We start from the raw sequence: 21467 nt of genomic DNA, 5'->3' as shown, positions 1-21467 counted from the left end.
GTTTGCTTGAGGCATAAAATTTTCCAGCTGAGTAATATTGCGCAAGAGTATTATCGAAAGCGACAGAAAAAGAAAGGCGAACACAATGGTGAATATCTGTCTATCTTTACTCCACAAAGTCAGTGTTCGTCGTCCACTGTTTATGGACTGGTACGTTCTGGCTTACCCATCGCGGCTTGTGCGGTAGCCTTATAGTTCAAATGTTTTTCGGCTTTTCGATTCATTTCAATTAAGCATTAACTTTCGATACAACATACTGATTATAAATTGATTTTATAAATCAACTTCGGCATCATTCACGGCTTGATTTTGAGGATGAATATCATCACAGCAAAAAATTAGAACAACTTATAATGCGAGGCTAGGGAACGATGGAAATAATAAAAAATCACTATTTAGATATACCTGAAGAAAGAAAATTGCGTATTTTTCGTGAGGAAGATGAAGATTTTTACAACTTCTGGGAAGAAATGCTTGATGAAAAACAATCTTTTTATCAGCAACCTCTCAAAAGAATGAAAGGCGACGCTTGGTATTCGCTTGATTCATTCTTCACTGCTTCAAAATACGGACAACATCAGGCCTCGCCAGCTTATATAAAAAGAGCGCTTGAGTTACTGAATAACGTGTACTTGCTGGCCAATCATTCAGACAAAGTGGTTGAATTCTCCGTTGGGCACCGACATTTTTCGGAAGTAGGTAACCGTTCTATTGCAGGGGGAACGATGGATGCTTGGTTGGATGAAATCTGTTTAGCGATGGCCGCGAGAGATTGGCGCTGCGTAGAGCTGATGACCATCATGGATGAGTCGTTAGTGCGTTTAAAAGATCCATTCGATGTTGCGCTAGTCGAGTTCGTTAACGGTGTATTTAGCAATTCATCAGCGTTACCAGAGTTATTGCAAACTGTGATGGAGAAATCCTCCCCGCAATACTTAGAATCAACCAGAGTGCCATATGTACACTCTTTGTTTATTCCATTTGTGAATGTGTTTGTTGCCATTATCGATGGCGATGAGGCACATTATCAAGAGGCACTGAGGGATGCGTTAGAGGCGCATTACCAGTTCTACATGAATGAAGATGTTCGCTATTCGCCAAAAGGAAATGTTTCTCTGAAACTGACTGGTCTTGCTGCATTAGCATACGATAAGTATGGCTGGACGATTCCAGAAGCCGCATATTTACCTAAATGGCTTGTTTACGGTGAGCATGATCTTTGTTCTGCGTAAATCATTAATAGAACACCTTATGTAGTGTCTGCAGCAATGCCGTTCGATGAAAGGTTGGCGCAGCTGCGGGCTCTGTTTGAGCGAACAAAACAAATCTACAAGATCATTGAAGAGTTCCCACCTTTGGCGGTAAGACTAATCCAGCCTCAAGCAAACATGTTGCACCTTATCCTGCCATTTAGCTGTGAAGAGTTGAAAGAACTCCAATACACGTTTGCCACGGAAAAGGGCATTTGGTTTGGTAACCCGTAAGTCACGGCACATCCAAATCAATCGATTGTTGAATGGTATGTTGGTGACTACCTGCTCAATCTTGGTGATGACGAATTAAGGTCGTTTTTCAATCAGTTACTCGGTAAGAAGGCATAAACTTATCAATATGCGAGCTTACTAACACGCCATACGTGACACTTCATGTATTCTTAATTGAAGCGAAGAAGAGGATTTATCAATGTCAAAAAGCTCCAAGCTTCACAATGAAGACAAACTGGTTAAGAAGGCACTAGAGATTGGTGGGAAGATGGCGAAGCTACAAGGCTTTGACCTTCCTCAGTCACCACAGCCTCTAAGAGTAAAAGCGATTTACCTATTCTTGGTCGATGCCAAACAGATCACGCCACTACCGGAAAGCAAGCTAGATGGCGCAAGCATCAAACACCGGCTGGCAGTATGGATACACAGTGCGTTGCCAGACAACGACCCTCTAAAGTAAAAACCTCAAGAAGTTACATAGGTCATTAATTCACAAGGCGAGCCAAATGGTTCGCCTTGTTTGATCTTGGCAAGTGCACCGAGGTCTTTTTGCGTGGCGGTATCATTGATTTACAAAACAGAATCAAAAGGACTAAAGATAAATCCCGAGAAGCGCTACAATGCAGGCGTTGCGAGAGTGCAACTAAGATTACTCATTTACAGAAGCCTTGAAGTAACCATACATGTCTAAAGATTTCGAATTCACTACAGAATACACACTCGACAAACCTTTCTTTGCTGAGTGTTATGATCAAACTAGCCAGCCAACGAAGTTCCCACAAGCGTACCTAAAAGGGATATTGTTTCTTGTCTTTGGTGTGGTTTTATTGGAGTTTGAACTGCTACCAAACGGTTATGTCGGTTGGTTCTTTATCGTATTGAGTGTGATTGAAGCGTGCAGCGTTTACTTCAAAAGAACTTGGTGGCTGTGGCGTCAAACCATCAGCTCAAGTCGCGGCAGTAAAGTGGTGTTTGAAGTGAATGCAGATGGCGTACGCTACAAAAGCGGTAAAGTTGACCGCAGCCTCGCTTGGAATGATATCGACCAACTCGAACAAACTGATTTGGGCTTTATCCTTCACCTTGGTAAACAACGCCAATACATCAGCAAATCTTGCTTAAGCGAAGAAGTGATCGCGTTTATGGTAGAGCGGCACGCGGCATCAAAAGCGAGCTAACCAACTCACATCAAGCTGGAATGAGCGATCGAAAAAGTAGGTGATATATGATCGAACATTGTAACAAGTATATGGTCGATTCTGAATCAATGGGGTTTGATGTAGAAAGCTAATAAGGTTTAGAGGTTTCTCTTTCGGACATACTGCTTCGGTGTCATGCGCGCAATCTGCTTACACTCTCTAGTCATGTGTGCTTGATCGGAAAAACCTTGCTCCAGCGCCAACTCCGATAAAGTAAGATCGGGTTGCGCTCGGAGTTGCTCTAAAGTGTGCTTCACTCGTTTAATGCGTTGGTAATGTTTAGGAGTAATCCCCAACCATTTCTGAAAATTGCGCTCTCTCTGGCGCTGACTGATGGTCCCTGTAGGTTGTTCAATAATGTGGCCGACATACTGCGGTTCATATTCCTCAATCAGTGTTTGAACCCAGCGATATAACGTAGAAATCCTTGCATATGGCGAACGCGCTGTTTGCAGAGACTCAAATGTTGCTAGCGCAGAAGAAGCCAAAGGGTGGTCGTCTTGAATCCGCAATAGCTGTTCTAGACGTTTACCAAATAGTTGATAACCAACAGCAGGATGAAAGCGTACGCCAGTCATCATCGCGCCTGGCCGTAGGCAGACCTGATGTGCCAGAATGCTTATAGGCAGTAGGACAACCCCCGGCGTCTGCCACTCACCATCCATTTGTACTTCATTCTGTAAAATGAATACCACACCTGTACCAGCATCACTGAGTAATTGTTTACGTACGGTTTGCGTCGTATCAGGTTTGACGGATGCTGACCAAATGGCTTGAACATAGCCAGCTAAAGCCTTTTGAGGTTTTAAAATATCAAATTCTAAGTTCAAATGAATCATCCTATTTAACCTCAACTTAAATGAGAAAGTGATACACATGTACTTTTCATCCTATTAAGTTGAGGTATAAGCAGTGGCTTACAAGTAAGAACCGTCAAATAGAATTATCGAGGTTTATAGACTCCAACCTTTGGCTTAAATGTCTTAACTATTCGGTTCCAACTATTGATCGCGTTGATTGCAATTGTTAGGTTGACCATAGCTTCTTCTCCGAAGGTATTCAAGGTCAGCTGATAGGTATCATCATCTACTGGTAGGCCAGCAGTTAGTAATTCAGCCCAACCTAGTGCAACGTGTTCTGCATCGCTGTAGAATGGCATATCTTTCCATGCACTAAGCCCCCATATGCGTTCCGGCTTTTCACCTAACTTAAGCGCATCTTTACTATGCATGTCGATACAAAATGCACATTGATTGATTTGCGATATGCGTAACTTAACCAGTTCCCATATGATCATGTTCATAGTTTCTGATTGGCTAAATTGTTCATGGAAGTAAGCTTCCTGAGCGTATAGGATTTCTATTGCTTTTGGCGCTACTTCAATATAGTTGAGTCGTTTTTTCATGGTCATTCTCCTCTGTTTTTTACATAGTAAAAAACGCTCTTAGCAAAAGATTGAAGATTTTCGACATGCACTCAATAAAGTCAGATAAAAGAGTGAACGACGAAAGCGAAAAGTGTACCTATTGGAAATCAAGAAAACTTATGCCAATTAACAAAGTATTGCTCTAAATAATGCGACTTAAGGTTGGCGTCTATTTTTGCTCCGCCACCCTCCGTAAACGAGCAAAAGGTGCTGAGTTACCTATATACACACCAGCCGCAACGATAAAGACGCCTAAAACATTTTCCCATTGAGCCTGATCACCAGAAATGAACGAAATCAGTAGAGTGAATACCGGCATAATATTAAATAATGGAGACATCTTACCTGGACCAAGAACGATAGCGCCTTTCATCCAAAAGTAATAAGCAATCAAAGTTCCAAACAGGCTCATGTAAGCTATTAATGCTAGGTCTTTAAATGTTATGGCATTTAAGCTACGGCTAAAGTCGCCGTGGTACATCGCTATAGCGACCATTTGAATGGCACCAATACTTAACACCCAACGTAACTGCTGAGTTACTGGGATATGAGATGTTAAACGCTTCGCTAGAATTGTGTATAAACACCCACTAATTAAAGCAAATAACATGTATAGATCACCAATATTACTATTGCTGCTAATAGAATGAATACTTCCCCCTGTAATGACGATTACCACTCCACAAAAACTGATTAGTGCACCTAAAATAGTTTTAACCGAAATGGAAGTTTTGAGAATAAAGCCCGACAACAAGATGGTGACAAGTGGTAGATTTGCCTGAACAACCGCTGCGTTAACAGGGGTAGTAAAGCTCATTGCAGAAAAAATAGAGAAGTTTTGGATAGTTACACCCACGGTTGCTATAACAAACAACGACAACATACTTTTTCGTGTGAGTTTGGCTCCATATGGAGAGCGTTTAGTACCTCTTATCAACAAGAGTATTAAAGCTGCAACGGAAAACCGTAACGTCGCTGAATCCAAAGGAGAGACATCGCTATTAATAGCCCTTATTACGTTAAAGTTACTAGACCAAAAAAAGATAGCGACAACAACACCGCACCAAATTGATAAATGCTTAGACATAGATCTTCCTGAAAAAATTAACTTGACGCGATAATGCTATATATTTCATATTTGATTTTTAATAGCCAAATTTAAGAGGGTTAATCCCAAATATGGAACGTCACTCTTTGGATGACCTTTTGTTATTCGTTTCTGTTGCTCGCTATCAAAGCCTAACACAAGCATCTGAGCGTCTTAATGTCCCGTTAGCCACGCTAAGCCGGAAGTTAAAAAGGTTGGAAACAAACTTAAATTGCAGACTATTTAACCGCAGTGCACACCACTTTGCGTTAACAACTGATGGCGAAAAATATTATCAACTCTGTGAGCCGTTACTTCTTAGCTTAAATAATGTGACATCGAGAATTGCGACTGAGCGTCAGTCTTTAAGCGGAACGATCAAAATATCAGCGCCAATTAACATGACACAGATGTGGTTAAAGCGGTGCGTTTATGAATTTGCAGAGCAACATCCGAAGATATGTATCGATTTAGATGTACAGAATGAAAAAATCAATCTTGTATCTAACCGTGTCGATGTTAGTTTTCGTCTTGGTGATCTTATTGAACAAGACTGGATTGCTCAGAAATTATGGTCGATTCCATTTGCGCTTTGTGCATCACGAAGCTATTTAGAACAACACCAACCGATTACCCATCCAGAACAACTTGTTCATCATCGCCTAATTACGGTAAACAACGACAGCCAATGGAAGTTAGTTAATCAAATCACCAATGAAACATTTGATCATCCGCTAAAGTTTCAATTCACTTCAAATGATGTACTGCTAGTTAGAGACGCCGTCATCCATGGTTTAGGAATTGCGTGGATTCCAACCTATTACTTTCATGAGCTAAATCATGATCAACATAACCTGCTGCCTTTGTTGCCAGAATGGCAATGCTCGGGTAAAGAAGTATTCATTATGTATCGAGACCGCGATAAAAGGCCTGCAAGAGTTGATGCATTTATTGAACATGTCTTAAATTGGAAAAATCGCATTCAAATGTTTGCTTGAAAGAGGTTTATCACATTGTGCTGTGCCGGTAACCTCAAGTGAAGCTTCATGACTCTGCTTCAATTGAGTTCATTTATTTAACCTCTAAAAGAATCATGAATACATAGGCAGTTAATGGGATTCGAGTTTACAAGTGATTCGGTCAGCTAAAGCTCAAGCTAAGTAGAAAGTATTTGCAGTTGTATTTGCCTCTGAAAATCGTTTAGAGCTTTCTCATCCGCGAAGTTCTATAAGAAATTATTAAGGATATATTTGTGTGTGATTTCGTGAAAAAAATTATTGTAGGTTTACTTTTCAGTGCTTCGTCCTTTGCTTCCTTAAGTCAATATGTTCCTGCAATGAATGATAAGAACGGTTATGTAGAACCATTTCAAATGTTTGATAATGTCTATTATGTAGGAGACAAGTGGGTCTCATCATATGCCATTGCTACAGACGACGGACTCGTTATCATTGATACGCTTGACTTCCCTTACTCTGAGTGGATACCTATCAACCTAGAGAAGCTAGGGCTAAAAGATAAGCCAATAACGCACATATTGGTAACTCATGGGCATTCTGACCACGTTGGAGGCGCCCAGTTACTTCAAGAGAAGTATGGTTCCAAAGTCGTGATGACCAAAAGCGCTCATGAACTATCTATACAGCAATCAAACAAAAGCGAAGGTGAGAACAAGTTCCTTCCTCCAAATTTAGACATAGAGATAAAAAGCGATAGCTCTATGGCTATTGGTGGACATGAGTTTAAGTTCTATCTCACACCTGGCCACACGGAAGGTGATTATTCCTTAGACTTCACTGTTGAAGATAATGGCGAACAATATCGTGCTTTTATCGTTGGTGGGCATAGCGTAAGTAGCCATGATCCAGAAGTTATTGGCCAGTTCCTGAGTAGCATGGAGAAAATTAGAAAAATTTCACTACAGGCACCTATTGTGAACGTTAACCTTTCGAACCATCCACATAAAAATTTCCTTTTTGAAAATAGGAAGAAGCTCGGCACAAGCGGTAACCCGTTTATCAGTGAGGCAAACTTCTTCATGTTCCTTAAGCAACAAGAAGATTTAGCTAAGGGAAAGCTAGAAGAACTATAATACCGTGGTATACGAGCAGCCTTCGTTATTAGGTTAGAGATTTGCTCTTGAGTTATAGCTAAGGCTTTAATAAGTTGCTCAATCAAGATTCGACACTGGTGGCAGCTATATTGTTTGTCGGTTCTAGTGACAAAGGCGCCGTGCGTAAACATTCGTATTGTGTGCCTTAAACATTTGCAAGGCGTTACGTGCTTTCTGGAAAAGTCTCAAAATAGCGTACAATTAGCGTTTTGACACAGCGGAAATCATCATGGCCAAAACTGTTCAGCAGCAAATCGGAAACATTGCTCTAGTCGTTGAAAATTACGACGATGCTATCGAGTTCTATACTCAGAAACTTCAATTCACTCTGGTTGAAGATACCAACCTAGGTGGTGGTAAACGCTGGGTTCAAGTTTCTCCTCCAAACTCCAATGGTACAAACCTACTTTTAGCTCAAGCGAGTACACCGGAACAAACGCATGCAGTAGGAAATCAAACAGGTGGTCGTGTTTTCCTGTTTCTGCAAACTAATGATTTTTGGCGTGACTACGAGTTGATGAAGAAAAATGGTGTTGTATTTAATGAAGAGCCTCGTGTGGAAGAATACGGGACAGTGGTGGTGTTCCAAGATCTCTATGGTAATAAATGGGACTTACTGCAACTGAACTAGAAACTACATAGCACCTGCATAACATAGTGTTCATGAGGAGTTTCCAACAAGCTTTTAAGGCTCTGAGATATTAGTGCTAATTCAAAGGTTCTCAGAAGTCACTGTATTTCTAAATCACTTTTGCGCAAACAATAACTAGCCATCATTCCTTCTTGATGTATCAACAAATGTTAGGGCGGCACAGCAAAAACAAAAAGGCGAACCAAACGGTTCGCCTTTGTAGATTTAGAGACTACAAAAATTAATCTTCGTAGTTATCGATGCTTGGGCATGAACAGATTAGGTTACGGTCGCCGTATACGTTATCCACGCGATTTACCGTTGGCCAGTATTTCCAAGATTTGGTCGCTTTAGACGGGAAGCAGCCAATCTCGCGAGAGTAAGGGCGGTCCCAATCTTCAGCTGAAAGATCAACTTGTGTGTGTGGCGCGTTAACAAGTGGGTTGTTATCCAGTGGCCATTCACCGTTTTTCACTTTCTCCATTTCTTCGCGGATAGCGATCATCGCATCACAGAAGCGGTCCAGCTCTTCTAGATCTTCCGATTCCGTTGGCTCAACCATTAGCGTGCCCGCTACAGGGAACGACATAGTTGGTGCGTGGAAACCGTAGTCCATTAGACGCTTCGCGATGTCTTCTTCGCTGATACCTGTTTCTTCTTTCAGCGGACGAATGTCGATAATACATTCGTGCGCTACGCGGCCATTTTTGCCACGGTAAAGAACAGGGTAGTGTTGGCGAAGTGTTTCCATCACGTAGTTTGCGTTCAGAATTGCTACTTTTGTTGCATCTGTTAGGCCAGGTTCGCCCATCATTGCGATGTAAGCCCAAGAGATAGGTAGGATAGAAGCGCTACCCATATCTGCTGCTGATACTGCGAAATCTGCGCCTTGTACACCGTCTTCAATATGCCCTGGTAGGAAAGGAGCTAGGTGAGATTTCACACCGATAGGACCCATACCCGGACCGCCACCACCGTGCGGGATGCAGAAGGTTTTGTGTAGGTTTAGGTGAGAAACGTCTGAACCGATGAAGCCTGGTGATGTTAGACCAACCTGCGCGTTCATGTTAGCGCCGTCTAGGTAAACCTGACCACCAGCGGCATGAACCATTTCACACACTTCTTTCACTTTCTCTTCGTAAACGCCGTGCGTAGAAGGGTAAGTGATCATAATGCTTGATAGGTTGTCTTTGTGTTTCTCGATTTTCGCTGCTAGGTCGTCGATGTCGATGTTGCCTTCTTCATCACACTTAACCACAACCACTTTCATTGACACCATAGATGCTGTCGCAGGGTTAGTACCGTGCGCAGAGCTTGGGATCAAACATACGTTGCGGTGACCTTCGCCACGGCTTTCGTGGTAGCGTTGAATCGCGATAAGACCTGCGTACTCACCCGATGCACCAGAGTTTGGTTGTAGTGAGAATGCGTCATAGCCAGTGATTTCACATAGCTTTTCTTTAAGATCTTTTGCGAGTGCTGCGTAACCAGCTGCTTGTTCTGCTGGTGCGAACGGGTGGATCGAACCAAACTCAGGCCAAGTTACTGGAATCATCTCTGCTGCTGCGTTCAGCTTCATCGTACAGCTGCCCAGTGGGATCATGCCGTGCGTGAGTGAGAAGTCTTTGTTCTCTAGCTGTTTTAGGTAACGCATCATCTGTGTTTCGCTGTGGTGCGTGTTAAACACAGGGTGTGTTAGATATTCTGTTGTGCGGCGCAATGCTTCTGGAATGGCTGCAAACTCGTTGCCTGCGATTTCAGTTGATAGTGCTGCGACTTCTTCTTTCACACCGAATACTGCGAATAGGGCTTCTACATCTGCCACGGTTGTGGTTTCGTCGAAGCTCACACCTAGCTGAGTACCCAACTTACGTAGGTTGATGTCTGCGGCTAGTGCTTTCGCGTATAGGTCTTCAGTTTGTGCACCTGTGTTGATAGTAATGGTGTCGAAGAAGCTGTTGTGAGCAAGCTCGAAGCCGCCTTTAGTTAGGCCAGCGGCTAGGATGGCTGTCATGTGGTGCGTACGACGAGCAATCGTGCGTAGACCTTCTGCGCCGTGGTAAACCGCGTAGAAAGACGCCATGTTCGCTAGCAGTGCTTGAGCAGTACAGATGTTTGATGTCGCTTTTTCACGACGGATGTGCTGTTCACGCGTTTGCATTGCCATACGCAGTGCTTGGTTACCATTGGTATCGATAGAAACACCGATAACACGACCAGGCATTGTACGCTTGTGCTTATCACGCGTTGCCATGAAAGCAGCGTGTGGACCGCCGTAACCCATCGGCACACCAAAACGTTGTGCTGAACCGATTGCTACGTCTGCGCCCATTTCACCTGCAGGTTTAAGTAGGGTAGAAGCAAGAAGGTCCGTTGCTACAGTCACTAGTGTTTTGTTTGCTTGCGCTTTAGCGATGATGTCCGTTAGGTCACGAACTTCACCTGTTGTACTTGGGTACTGAACTAGTGCGCCGAACACGTCTTGCTCTGGTAGTGATTCTAAAGAACCAACCAAGACTTCAAAGCCGATGAATTTCGCACGAGTTTTTACCACTTCGATGGTTTGTGGGTGAACGTCGTCAGCAACGAAGAATACGTTGCTCTTGCTTTTACCCGCACGCTTACAAAGTGTCATCGCTTCTGCTGCTGCCGTTGCTTCATCGAGCAATGACGCGTTCGCGATTTCCATACCAGTAAGATCCATCACCATTTGTTGGTAGTTTAGAAGTGCTTCTAAACGACCTTGTGAGATCTCTGGTTGGTAAGGGGTGTAAGCAGTGTACCAGCCCGGGTTTTCCATCACGTTGCGTAGAATCACGTTCGGCGTGAAGGTGTTGTAGTAACCCTGACCAATGAATGTACGTTTAACTTGGTTCTGATCGGCGAACTTACGCATTGCTGCCAGCATGTCTGCTTCGCTTTTCGCTTCTGCCAAGCTCATTGGTTGCTCTAGGCGAATTTGTGCTGGTACGGTTTCGTCGATAAGCGAATCTAGGCTAACTGCGTTGATCGCTTCCAACATTTTCTGTTGGTCAGATTTGTTTGGTCCATTGTGGCGAGCAACGAACTCGTTTTGTGTGCTGAGGCTTTGAAGTAATTCAGTCATTGTCCTTTACCTACTCCTTGGTTCGGGTAACGGATTTGCGTTACTGATAAATTAAATTATACGTCCGAACCTAGAAAAAAAGCTGTTCTCTAAACAGGCTAGGGAACAGCTTTCGTCACATCCTAATTACTCTTCTTCGATAGAGTTTAGGTATTCGTCTGCGTCTTTCAGGTTATCTAGTTCAGATACATCAGACATCTTCACTTTTACGATCCAGCCACCTTCGTACGGCTCTTCGTTAATTAGCTCTGGGCTGTCTTCTAGTTCTTCATTGATTTCTACGATTTCACCAGTGATTGGTGCGTAGATGTCTGACGCTGCTTTTACAGATTCAACGAGAGAGAAGCTTTCACCTGCTTCAACTTCGTCTTCTACGTCTGGTAGGTCAACGAATACCACGTCACCTAGCATTTCTTGTGCATGCTCAGAAATACCAATTGTTACTGTGCCGTCACCGTTGTCACGTACCCACTCGTGGCTATCTGCAAACTTCAGTGTTTTGTCCATTGCTTAATCTCCGAATAACTTGTCAGGAATTATTATGATTTCAAAAAAATCGTTTACTGGTATAGAGGAAAGCGACTGCAAAGTTCTTTTACTTCTTTGCGAACGCGTTTTTCAACTTCTGCGTCACCTTCAGGGTTGTTCACTAAACCGTCCAGTACGTCACCAATCCAATTACCGATGAGTTTGAATTCTTCAGCGCCAAAGCCGCGGCTTGTACCCGCAGGCGTTCCTAAACGGATGCCCGATGTAATCATAGGCTTCTCTGTATCGAATGGGATGCCATTTTTGTTACATGTGATCCCAGCACGCTCTAGAGCTTCTTCTGCTTTATTGCCTTTCAACCCTTTCGGACGAAGGTCAACCAGCATTAGGTGCGTGTCTGTGCCACCAGTTACGATGTCGCAACCGCGAGTTTGCAATACTTCCGCTAGGACTTTTGCGTTATTGATCACCGAATCAATATAAGTTTTAAATTCAGGGCCAAGCGCTTCACCAAATGCGACCGCTTTGGCTGCGATAACGTGCATCAGTGGGCCACCTTGTAGGCCAGGGAATACGGCTGAGTTGATTTTCTTAATGATGTCTTCGTGGTTAGTAAGAATCATACCGCCGCGAGGGCCACGCAATGTTTTATGTGTTGTAGTCGTAACAACGTGTGCGTGTGGCAATGGGCTAGGGTGTGCGCCTGTTGCGATAAGACCAGCGATGTGCGCCATGTCGACCATAAGAATTGCATTTACTTCGTCTGCGATTTCACGGAATTTTGCAAAGTCGATAGTACGTGGAATAGCGCTACCACCTGCGATGATCATTTTAGGTTGGTGCTCAAGTGCTAGCTCACGAACATCTTCGTAGTTAATTTCTAGTGTTTCGCGATCAACACCGTATTGAACTGCATTAAACCATTTACCAGAAAGTGCAGGGCGTGCGCCGTGCGTCAGGTGACCACCTGCGTCTAAAGACATACCAAGAATGGTGTCACCAGGTTGAAGCAGTGCCAGCTTTACTGCGCCGTTTGCTTGTGCCCCTGAGTGTGGTTGAACGTTTGCGTATTCACAATTGAAAAGTTTTTTTGCGCGTTCGATAGCAATGGCTTCCACTGTATCTACGTGCTCACAACCACCATAGTAACGACGACCTGGGTAACCTTCAGCGTATTTGTTTGTTAGGCATGTGCCTTGAGCTTGCATTACCGCTTTAGAAACAATGTTCTCGGAAGCGATAAGTTCGATTTGTTCGTTTTGGCGAGCGGATTCCGCTTGAATTCCAGCAAAGACAGCATCATCTGTCGCAGAGAGGTTGGTAGAGAAAAAGTTTTCCAAGCTGTGGTTAGGGTAACTCTTATTCATGGTAGTTGACCTTCCAAATCTGAAAATGAACCCGCAATAGATGAGTTATGATTTGCGGTTGTGGTTCATTTGTCCTCAAAAACAGCTGAACTGCGTAGCAGAACAGAGTGAACATCCGGCCCTAAATTTGGGCAAAAACTCCGTTGGATGGCGTGTTTCCTTTACCAATCTCTTACGGAAATATGCATCTCTACATCTAACAAGTTGGTAACATAGCGCCTGTGACGGGAACAATCAACCAAAAATTTCCTATAGGAAACAAGATTTCAAAATTTGTTAACAAGAGCACGCTTTAATTCACTTGGTGGACTTCTATCCACTATGTGCTTCATGCACAATGCGAGTAAGACAAAAAATATGGATATCTATAGAGGGATTTATGGCAGAAAGTATTTACGATGAATACCCATCGATGACGTTGGCAAAAGAGCAACATGACCAAAATATCGAGCCGTTAAAACTGGGCCAGCGTATTAAGGATATCCGCTCGAAACTCGGTATCACATTAGAAGAAGCGAGTCAGCGAACCGGGCTTGCTCGATCTACACTGAGCAAAATAGAAAATGAGCAGATCTCCCCGACGTTTCAAGCGATGCAAAAATTGGCACTAGGCTTACAAATTGACATGCCACAACTCTTTGAGCCACCTAGAAAAAAGGTAGCGACAGGGCGCAGGGATGTTACCAAGAAGAATGAAGGTAAACCACACCCAACACAAACCTATGAACATGAACTGCTCGCGACACAACTTTCCAATAAGAAAATGATGCCGTTTAAGAGCCAAATTCGAGCTCGTAGTTTTGATGAATATAAAGACTGGGTTCGTCATGACGGCGAAGAATTTTTACTTATCTTATCTGGCGAGGTTATGTTCTATTCTGAGTTTTACGAACCTGTTGTTTTAAGCGAGGGAGACAGCGTTTATTACGATGCAAATATGGGACATATGTTGACCAGTGTTAGCGAGGAAGATGCGCTCATTTTGTGGGTGACAGCCAAATAGTGATAAATACTTGTAAATTTCCTATAATGAAAGCAAACGATTGCTGTTGGTGGTCGTTATGATGAAAAGGCGCTTTTTTGATGAGAACTTGCTCATTAAAGCGCTTTTTTTGTACGATTTGTTGTGATTAAAATGTTAAGAGTCACACTTTTGCAAGTCGATCTACGTCTTGTTCGTGCAAAATAGAATGAGCCATGTTTATTATTGGAAACACATCGAATGCCGATAGCATTCTCGGGTCTATCTAAATGGAGACGAAAATGACTCAAGAACTACTGAAAACACCACTACACGCACTTCACGTTGAAGTTGGTGCCAAAATGGTCCCGTTCGCGGGTTACGATATGCCTGTTCAGTATCCTCTAGGCGTAAAGAAGGAACACTTACATACTCGTGATGCGGCAGGTCTGTTTGATGTTTCTCACATGGGACAGCTTCGCCTAATTGGTGACGGTGCAGCTGCGTTCCTAGAAACATTAGTCCCAGTGGATATTGTGGATCTTGAGTCTGGTAAACAGCGTTACGCTTTTTTCACTAATGAAGAGGGCGGCATCATGGACGACTTGATGGTGGCTAACCTAGGCGATCATCTGTTTGTGGTTGTGAACGCAGCATGTAAAGCGCAAGATATCGCACACCTACAAGCGCATTTACCATCTGGTGTTGAGCTAGAAATTATCGAAGACCGAGCTCTACTTGCAATCCAAGGCCCTAAAGCGGCGGCTGTATTGGCGCGTTTTGCACCAGAAGTTTCTGAAATGCTGTTCATGGATATTCGTAAAGTCGATATTTTAGGCGCCGAGTGCATTGTTTCCCGTAGTGGTTATACAGGCGAAGACGGTTACGAAATCTCGGTTCCTGCTGACAAAGCGGAAGAGCTAGCACGTAAACTGACTGCGGAAGATGAAGTTGAATGGATTGGCCTTGGTGCTCGTGATTCACTTCGTCTTGAGTGTGGCCTTTGTCTATACGGTCATGACCTAGACACAACAACAACACCCGTTGAAGCGAGCTTGCTATGGGGTATCCAAAAAGTTCGTCGTATTGGTGGTGAACGTGAAGGTGGTTTCCCTGGCGCAGACATTATTCTTAAGCAGATTGAGACTAAAGATGTGGCGCGTAAGCGTGTGGGTCTAGTAGGTCAAACCAAAGCGCCAGTGCGTGAAGGTGTTGAACTGTTTGATGCTGACGGCGTTAAAATTGGCGTTGTAACCAGCGGTACGGCGGGCCCGAATGCAGGTAAGCCAGTCTCAATGGGGTATGTTCGTGCGGATTTGGCGGCGATTGGTACTGAAGTGTTCGCTGAAGTGCGTGGCAAAATGCTACCAATGACAGTTGAAAAAATGCCGTTCGTACCACAACGCTACTACCGTGGTTAAAACGAATTGAAACAAAAATGCCGAGCTTTGTAGCTCGGCATTTTTATGTCTTCTTTTCGCTTGTTTGCTTTTAGTTTACTGCTTCATCAATAGTACAGCACATATCAATAACGATATCTTCAAGCTTTTCCGGATGAATCATCTCTTCTTTTGGGATCCCAAATTGAGAGGCCATAATGGTATTAAACAATTCCCAATGCTTGATCAGCAGTTTTTCGCGATTATCTGCAATATCCGGCCATGTTTCTTGCATCATTGGCGCGAGACTGACAGCACCATGTGCGAAGATCAACATTTGCCACTTTGATTCCCACTGATCAAATTGTGCATTAGGGTTTTCGCTGTTGTACTGCTCGAAAATTCCGGTAAATATTGCAGCGAACTCATCTTTTGACTTTAAGAAATACTGCAGCAGAGCACCGTCATCGCCTTGTCGAATGGCATCGGCGATCATCTGTACTGGGTGAGGATTGACGAGAGCAAATGCTAGCATGCGAACCATAAACAGATAAATTTTTCTATTCGAAGGTGTGTTCTCCGGCATTTCATTGATGAGTTCAGCCATATAGCACTGCATGAACTCGTCCATTGCATCGCTAACCGCTTGCCAGATTTTCTCTTTGCTGCCGAAGTGGTGACGGATCAAACTATGTGAAACACCAGCCTTTTCACTGATATTGCGCAGCGAGACACGCTCGTAACCAAGTTCACAAAACATATCTGCTGCCACTTTAAGGATCAGACACTTAGTTTGTTCTGCTGCTTCAGCACTTCTACGCCCCTGCTTTCTTTCATTCATAGTTCGAATTTTCCCGAATATTAATCACGCGCTTACTTTTACCAGAAACCGAACGCTTTGACTAATTAATTTGCTATCCACCTGGAAAATATGTTGATCAATTTCAAATTCTGCTTATACTGCACGGCTGTGTAATATATAAAACCTACGGAGAAAGCGGGTGCGAAAACAATATTTAAAGCGCACTTTAGTTGGCGCAGTGGTGACATTAAGTCTTTCTGGGATGCTAACTGGGTGTAATAAAGCCATTTCTGAGCCGTCTGAACCTTTAATCAAACCTGTAAAATTACTGGCGGTGAAAGACCTAGAACTTGAAGACTCGCACGCCTTTTTAGCGCGTATTGATGCAACACATCGCGCGCAGCTTTCTTTTCAGGTTGGTGGAGAGGTTGATGAATTACGTGTACGCATGGGTCAAAAAGTCCAAAAAGGTGAAGTGCTCGCAACGTTAGACCCTAAAGATCTTCAGCTTGCGTTAGATGCCGCTCAAGCGCAGTACGCGTTAGCGAAAACACAATGGGACCGCGCGAAAAACCTTTACGGAAAAAAACTCATTAGTACTGATGAGTACGATCAGAAAGAAACTCAATATAAAGCGGCATTGGCGAACTACGAACAAGCTAAAACCGATTTGAGCTATACCAAAATTCACGCACCGTTTGATGGCATTGTGTCATATACCTATGTCAACCCGTTTCAAGTAGTAGCAGAGAAGCAGGAGATCTTGAATCTCATTGATAACACGACGTTGGATGTATCTTTCACCTTGCCAGTAAGTTATGCGGAATCTGTATCACTTGAGTCACTGCAAAACTCCGATATGTGGGTGACGATGGATAGCGAGCCAGGAAAACGTATTCCTGGGCAATTTAAAGAAATTTCGACGCAGCCAAACATCGATACCAATAGTTATGAGGCGATCGTGACCATCACTCGACCAGAAGATCGCAATTTGCTGACAGGTATGACTGGGCAGGTACACATTGCTAAACAACATGTATCGGACGCGATGACGTTACCTCAGTCTGCTTGGGTCAACAAAAATGGGACGCAAGGTGAAGTTTGGGTAATGGACAGAAGCACGCAGCAGGTCAATAAAGTCACTGTGTCACTTGACGCAGCAGGTGGTGTGAAAGCCGGGCTTGATAACAATGATTACGTTGTTATTGCTGGTGTTGAGAGACTGGTTGAAGGACAAGTGGTGAAAGCTTGGGTTCGTGAGGGAGGCATTTAATGAAACGTTCTCTACTTACGATCTCTGCGATTGCACTTGCAGTTTTAACAGGGTGCAAAAATGAAAACCAAGCTATCGTCGAGCAGTCACTTTTTGTGTCGACTATCTCGGTGGATGCACCAGTACAAAGTCAACATCGCGCGTTCAAAGGCATAGTAGTGCCTGCAGAGCAAACGCCAATGGCATTTCGCCGCGCTGGGGAAGTTCAGCACGTATTGGTTAAAGCGGGTGACGTTGTGAAGCAGGGGCAAATGATCGCAAAGCTAGATGATAGCAAAGAGAAGCAAGCCGTGAATGACGCAGAAGCACAATACACACTTGCAATTCGTCAGCTTAAACGCGGTGAAGACTTGCATGCACGTCAAATGATTTCAAAAGCGGAACTTGATGAGCTAACCGCCAATAAAGAGCTAGCTGAGGCTACTTTCTATAACGCGACCAATCAATTGAATTACACCCGTTTATTCGCCCCGTTCGCCGGTAAAGTATCTGATGTTTTCAAAGAACGTTTTGAGCGTGTGGCAATTGGTGAACCCGTGTTAAACCTATACCAAAACGATTTGGTTTACGTGCGTATTGAGCTTTCCGACAATGTTTTAGCGATGGTAGACCCAAACTCAGACAGCATGAGCTACAAGCCTAGAGCAACCTTCTCCGGCATCGATGGCAGATTTGCTTTGGACTATTTAGAGCACACAAGTGAACCCAACGCTGAAACTCAAACCTACGAAATGTACTTGACGATGCCACAGCCAAAAACAGAGATATTGCCGGGAACCAGCGTAAGCGTTTTGGTCGATATGGTGAAGGCGGGCATTACCTCTATTGATGGTTACAGTGTTCCTGTCACGGCGCTTCAAGCAGGCAGTGAAGGGAATGAGTTCTTTGTGTGGAAAAAAGAAGGTGACATTGTCACACGAGTGCCTGTCATGATTTCTCAAGTGAATGGCAATGGAGCCATTGTGTCGTCAGGTGTTAGCCAGGGCGATATTCTGATTAATTCAAATCTGCGTAAATTACGCGAAGGTAAACATGTGGATGTTGTGGAGAATAACCAATAATGAACATTGCTGAGTATTCAATAAAAAACAAAGTCATCAGCTGGTTGTTCATTATTATCCTTGCTGTTGGTGGTTTAACGTCATTTTTGGAGCTTGGACGATTAGAAGACCCGGCATTTACGATCAAAGATGCCATGATCATCTCAACATACCCTGGCGCGACGTCAAAAGAAGTTGAAGAAGAGCTGACGTATCCTCTAGAAAAAGAGATTCGAAAACTCCCTTATATCGACAAAATTACCTCTACGTCTTCTAATGGTATGTCTCAAATAACGGTGAGCATGGAAATGGACTATGGTCCTGATGAACTGCCGCAAATTTGGGATGAAATGCGCCGTAAAATTAATGATTTACGACCATCATTGCCTCAAGGTGTTCAGTCTTTACAGATCATTGATGATTTCGGTGACGTTTATGGCGTGATGTTAATGCTCACTGGTGACGATTACGACTATGTAGAGCTGAAACGTTATGCGGATTACCTGACCCGTGAAATCGAGCTTGTTGATGGTGTTGGTAAGGTAGACATCACGGGCGATCAGCAAGAAATGCTATTCGTTGAGATCTCACTTGATCGCCTTGCTGCACTGAACTTAGACATGAATGTGGTTTCGAGCTTGTTGAACCAGCAAAACAATGTGGTTTCAGCAGGTGAAGTGATGGTCAATGGCGAAAGCCTTGTTATTCGCCCAAGCGGCACCTTAAACACTGTAGAAGCACTAGAAAATCTGATCATTCATGGCCGTGACACAGGAAATCTAATTCGTCTAAAAGACGTAGCAACGATTTCTCGCGGTATTCAAGAGAAGCCAGGCAACGTGGTACTCTTTAACGGTCAAAAAGCGATTAATATCGGTATCTCGTTTGCATCGGGTGTGAACGTGGTTGAGGTTGGTGAACGTTTGGATGCGGAGCTCGCGAGCCTTGAGTCTATCAAGCCTGCTGGCATCGATATGAACTACTTTTACAATCAAGCCAATGAGGTGGATGAATCTGTTAAAGCGTTTGTAATTAGTCTAGCGGAGGCAGTGGCGATCGTAATCATTGTGTTGCTGTTTACTATGGGTTTACGCAGTGGTGTCATCATTGGAGTTGTGTTGTTATTGACGGTATTTGGTACCTTCATTTTGATGAATTACAACAACATCGAACTGCATCGTATTTCTCTTGGCGCGTTAATTATTGCCTTGGGTATGCTGGTTGATAACGCGATTGTTGTCGTGGAAGGAATATTGGTTGGCCTAAAGAAAGGGCGTACCAAAGTTCAAGCGGCTGTCGATATTGTAAAGCAAACACAATGGCCTTTGCTGGGCGCAACTGTTATTGCAATTACGGCTTTTGCACCTATCGGCTTGTCGCAAGATGCGACAGGTGAGTTCATGGGCTCTTTATTCTGGGTGCTGTGTTTCTCACTATTTTTAAGCTGGATTACCGCTATTACACTGACGCCTTTCCTTGCCGATCTTTTGTTGAAAGAGGAAAACAAAGAGCAGGGTACTAGCGAAGATGATCCTTATAAAGGCTGGTTGTTTGTCGTATTTGGGGCATCACTGAAATTTGCATTGCGATTCCGCTGGCTTACCGTTGCTGGCATGGTGGCGCTATTAGTGGGTGCTGTCGTGGCATTTGGTAATGTAAAACAGCAGTTCTTCCCACCATCGAATACGCCGATGTTCTACGTGGATATGTGGATGCCAGAGGGTACTGACATCCGTGAAACGATTAAAAAAGCTGAAGAGGTCGAAAGCTACATTCGTCAGCAAGATGATATTGACTTTGTTTCTGCTTCGATTGGGCAGGGCCTACAGCGTTTTGCTTTAACCTATCAACCAGAAAAAAGTTACGAAGCGTACGCGCAGTTCCAAGTTCGCGCGACTGATCGTGAGAAAATGTTTGGTTTACTGCATAAGTTAGATGAGAATCTGGCGAAAACATTTGATGCGCCTACGTTCCAGTTTAAATTGATGGAATTTGGTCCATCACCAGCGTCTAAGATCGAAGCGCGTATTACTGGCCCTGAACCACAAGTTTTACGTGACTTGGCGGTGCAAGTTGAAGACATCCTTCATACCGACCCTGGTGCTCGAAACATTCGTCACGATTGGCGAGAGCGCACCAAGGAACTTGTACCCGCTTTCAATGAGTCTAAAGCTCGTCGCTTAGGTATTTCGAAAGAAGATCTTTCAAGCACACTGCAAATGGCGTTTGGTGGTAGCACCTTAGGTTACTTGCGTGATGGTACACATACGTTGCCAATTATGACACGTCTTCCTGAAGAAGAACGCGTAGATTTTGAATCACTACAAAACGTGACCATTTGGAGTCCTTCGTTGCAAACGTATATTCCGGTTGATCAAGTGATTGATGGCGTTCAACTGGATTGGAGTGAGCCGCTAATTCAGCGTCGTGACCGTAAGCGTACGTTAACCGTTCTCGCGGACCATGATGTGTTGAGTGACGACACGGCAGCAAGCTTATTTGCTCGTGTACAGCCTAAAGTGATGGCATTGCATGTTCCAGAAGGGTACGAAATCACATGGGGTGGTGAGTACGAATCATCCAAAGATGCACAAGAAGGCCTATTCGGTTCATTGCCGATGGGTTACTTGTTGATGTTCATCATTACTATTTTATTGTTTAACTCAATCAAAAAGCCGTTGGTCATTTGGTTCACCGTTCCGTTAGCGATCATTGGCGTTGCTTTTGGTTTGCTTACCACGAACATGCCGTTCAGTTTTACAGCATTCCTTGGTTTGTTAAGCCTAAGTGGCATGATTTTGAAAAACGGTATTGTGTTGCTTGACCAAATTAACCTTGAGTTGGAGTCAGGTAAAGATCCTTACCTCGCGATTGTCGATAGTGCGATAAGCCGCGTTCGTCCGGTAAGTATGGCTGCCCTAACAACTATCTTGGGGATGATTCCACTGGTCTTCGACGCCTTCTTTGGCTCGATGGCAATAACGATTATGGCAGGTCTTGGTTTTGCTACTGTACTGACACTGATAGTGGTGCCAGTGATGTTTGCAATTCTGTTTAGGGTAAAACCGACCACTGCATAGGGACTCCTGGCTATTTGCCAGCTTCCTGCC

19 protein-coding genes and 1 pseudogene are annotated in these 21467 nt (G+C 43.8%); 13 read left to right on the top strand and 7 right to left on the bottom strand.

Annotated elements, in window-relative coordinates; translation table 11 throughout:
- From R7D93_RS16490 to R7D93_RS16470, 5 genes and pseudogenes are all read left to right on the top strand, one after another.
- A partial coding sequence (locus R7D93_RS16490; RefSeq protein ID WP_318129516.1) for a hypothetical protein occupies nt 1–195 on the top strand: 195 nt, incomplete at its 5' end.
- Between the two features lie 176 nt (nt 196–371).
- Nucleotides 372–1232 (top strand): immunity 49 family protein, encoded by an 861-nt coding sequence (locus tag R7D93_RS16485; RefSeq protein WP_170896962.1) that lies wholly within the window; start codon nt 372–374, stop codon nt 1230–1232.
- A pseudogene (locus tag R7D93_RS16480) lies at nt 1233–1601 on the top strand (threonine aldolase); the annotation flags it as partial.
- 82 nt (nt 1602–1683) lie between these two features.
- On the top strand, nt 1684–1944 hold the full coding sequence (locus tag R7D93_RS16475) for a DUF5062 family protein (protein WP_005376453.1): 261 nt from the start codon (nt 1684–1686) through the stop codon (nt 1942–1944).
- A 223-nt stretch (nt 1945–2167) separates the two neighbouring features.
- Nucleotides 2168–2662 carry a YcxB family protein gene (locus tag R7D93_RS16470; RefSeq protein ID WP_017634202.1) on the top strand — a complete coding sequence of 165 codons (495 nt, stop codon included), beginning with the start codon at nt 2168–2170 and terminating at the stop codon, nt 2660–2662.
- Nucleotides 2663–2781: 119 nt separating this feature from the next.
- On the opposite strand, the gene R7D93_RS16465 is transcribed toward R7D93_RS16470, so the two are convergent.
- The 3 genes from R7D93_RS16465 to R7D93_RS16455 all read right to left on the bottom strand — a co-directional run bounded on the left by R7D93_RS16465 (nt 2782) and on the right by R7D93_RS16455 (nt 5196).
- The gene (locus tag R7D93_RS16465; RefSeq protein WP_170896963.1) at nt 2782–3522 is read right to left on the bottom strand and encodes a helix-turn-helix domain-containing protein; all 741 of its coding nucleotides are present in this window, start codon (nt 3520–3522) and stop codon (nt 2782–2784) included.
- Nucleotides 3523–3626: 104 nt separating this feature from the next.
- Complete coding sequence (locus R7D93_RS16460; protein WP_170896964.1) at nt 3627–4088, bottom strand: carboxymuconolactone decarboxylase family protein; 462 nt, start codon at nt 4086–4088, stop codon at nt 3627–3629.
- A 190-nt stretch (nt 4089–4278) separates the two neighbouring features.
- Complete coding sequence (locus R7D93_RS16455; RefSeq protein ID WP_170896965.1) at nt 4279–5196, bottom strand: DMT family transporter; 918 nt, start codon at nt 5194–5196, stop codon at nt 4279–4281.
- Nucleotides 5197–5288: 92 nt separating this feature from the next.
- On the opposite strand from R7D93_RS16455, the gene R7D93_RS16450 reads away from it, so the two are divergent.
- The 3 genes from R7D93_RS16450 (at nt 5289) to R7D93_RS16440 (ending at nt 7940) form a co-directional block, all read left to right on the top strand.
- Entirely contained in the window at nt 5289–6194 is a 906-nt protein-coding gene (locus R7D93_RS16450) for a LysR family transcriptional regulator (protein WP_005376440.1), read from the top strand.
- 266 nt (nt 6195–6460) lie between these two features.
- Nucleotides 6461–7288: an MBL fold metallo-hydrolase gene (locus R7D93_RS16445; RefSeq protein ID WP_225495961.1), complete on the top strand. Its 828-nt coding sequence runs from the start codon at nt 6461–6463 to the stop codon at nt 7286–7288.
- 250 nt (nt 7289–7538) lie between these two features.
- On the top strand, nt 7539–7940 hold the full coding sequence (locus R7D93_RS16440) for a VOC family protein (protein ID WP_005388788.1): 402 nt from the start codon (nt 7539–7541) through the stop codon (nt 7938–7940).
- 241 nt (nt 7941–8181) lie between these two features.
- Here R7D93_RS16440 and gcvP read toward each other — a convergent pair whose 3' ends face one another.
- From gcvP to R7D93_RS16425, 3 genes are all read right to left on the bottom strand, one after another.
- Nucleotides 8182–11046, bottom strand: a complete 2865-nt coding sequence (gcvP, locus tag R7D93_RS16435; protein ID WP_225495959.1) for an aminomethyl-transferring glycine dehydrogenase — start codon at nt 11044–11046, stop codon at nt 8182–8184.
- 126 nt (nt 11047–11172) lie between these two features.
- A complete protein-coding gene (gcvH, locus tag R7D93_RS16430; protein WP_005376432.1) occupies nt 11173–11553 on the bottom strand; it encodes a glycine cleavage system protein GcvH in 381 nt (126 codons plus the stop codon).
- Between the two features lie 53 nt (nt 11554–11606).
- A complete protein-coding gene (locus R7D93_RS16425; RefSeq protein WP_005376430.1) occupies nt 11607–12902 on the bottom strand; it encodes a serine hydroxymethyltransferase in 1296 nt (431 codons plus the stop codon).
- A gap of 379 nt (nt 12903–13281) precedes the next feature.
- Between R7D93_RS16425 and R7D93_RS16420 the strand changes: the two genes are divergently transcribed.
- Both R7D93_RS16420 and gcvT read left to right on the top strand, forming a co-directional pair.
- Entirely contained in the window at nt 13282–13905 is a 624-nt protein-coding gene (locus R7D93_RS16420) for a helix-turn-helix domain-containing protein (RefSeq protein ID WP_005376429.1), read from the top strand.
- A 260-nt stretch (nt 13906–14165) separates the two neighbouring features.
- Nucleotides 14166–15284, top strand: a complete 1119-nt coding sequence (gcvT, locus tag R7D93_RS16415) for a glycine cleavage system aminomethyltransferase GcvT (protein WP_017820967.1) — start codon at nt 14166–14168, stop codon at nt 15282–15284.
- Nucleotides 15285–15354: 70 nt separating this feature from the next.
- Here gcvT and vdeR read toward each other — a convergent pair whose 3' ends face one another.
- A complete protein-coding gene (vdeR, locus tag R7D93_RS16410; protein WP_005376423.1) occupies nt 15355–16083 on the bottom strand; it encodes an efflux transporter transcriptional repressor VdeR in 729 nt (242 codons plus the stop codon).
- A 160-nt stretch (nt 16084–16243) separates the two neighbouring features.
- Here vdeR and R7D93_RS16405 point away from each other — a divergent pair, with 160 nt between their 5' ends.
- From R7D93_RS16405 to R7D93_RS16395, 3 genes are read left to right on the top strand one after another with little or no spacing between them, the layout of a single operon-like run.
- The gene (locus tag R7D93_RS16405) at nt 16244–17317 is read left to right on the top strand and encodes an efflux RND transporter periplasmic adaptor subunit (RefSeq protein ID WP_017820965.1); all 1074 of its coding nucleotides are present in this window, start codon (nt 16244–16246) and stop codon (nt 17315–17317) included.
- Nucleotides 17317–18378 carry an efflux RND transporter periplasmic adaptor subunit gene (locus tag R7D93_RS16400; protein WP_062730998.1) on the top strand — a complete coding sequence of 354 codons (1062 nt, stop codon included), beginning with the start codon at nt 17317–17319 and terminating at the stop codon, nt 18376–18378. The genes R7D93_RS16405 and R7D93_RS16400 overlap by 1 nt, the downstream gene beginning before the upstream one ends.
- A complete protein-coding gene (locus tag R7D93_RS16395; RefSeq protein ID WP_225495957.1) occupies nt 18378–21437 on the top strand; it encodes an efflux RND transporter permease subunit in 3060 nt (1019 codons plus the stop codon). Before R7D93_RS16400 ends, R7D93_RS16395 begins: the two co-directional genes overlap by 1 nt.
- Nucleotides 21438–21467: the final 30 nt, after the last annotated feature.

The organism is Vibrio sp. YT-15, from assembly GCF_033337445.1.
In the GTDB taxonomy this organism is placed as follows: Bacteria; Pseudomonadota; Gammaproteobacteria; order Enterobacterales; family Vibrionaceae; genus Vibrio; species Vibrio alginolyticus.
Note: the sequence above shows the minus strand (reverse complement) of the source record. Positions and strands in the feature narration are given on the sequence as shown.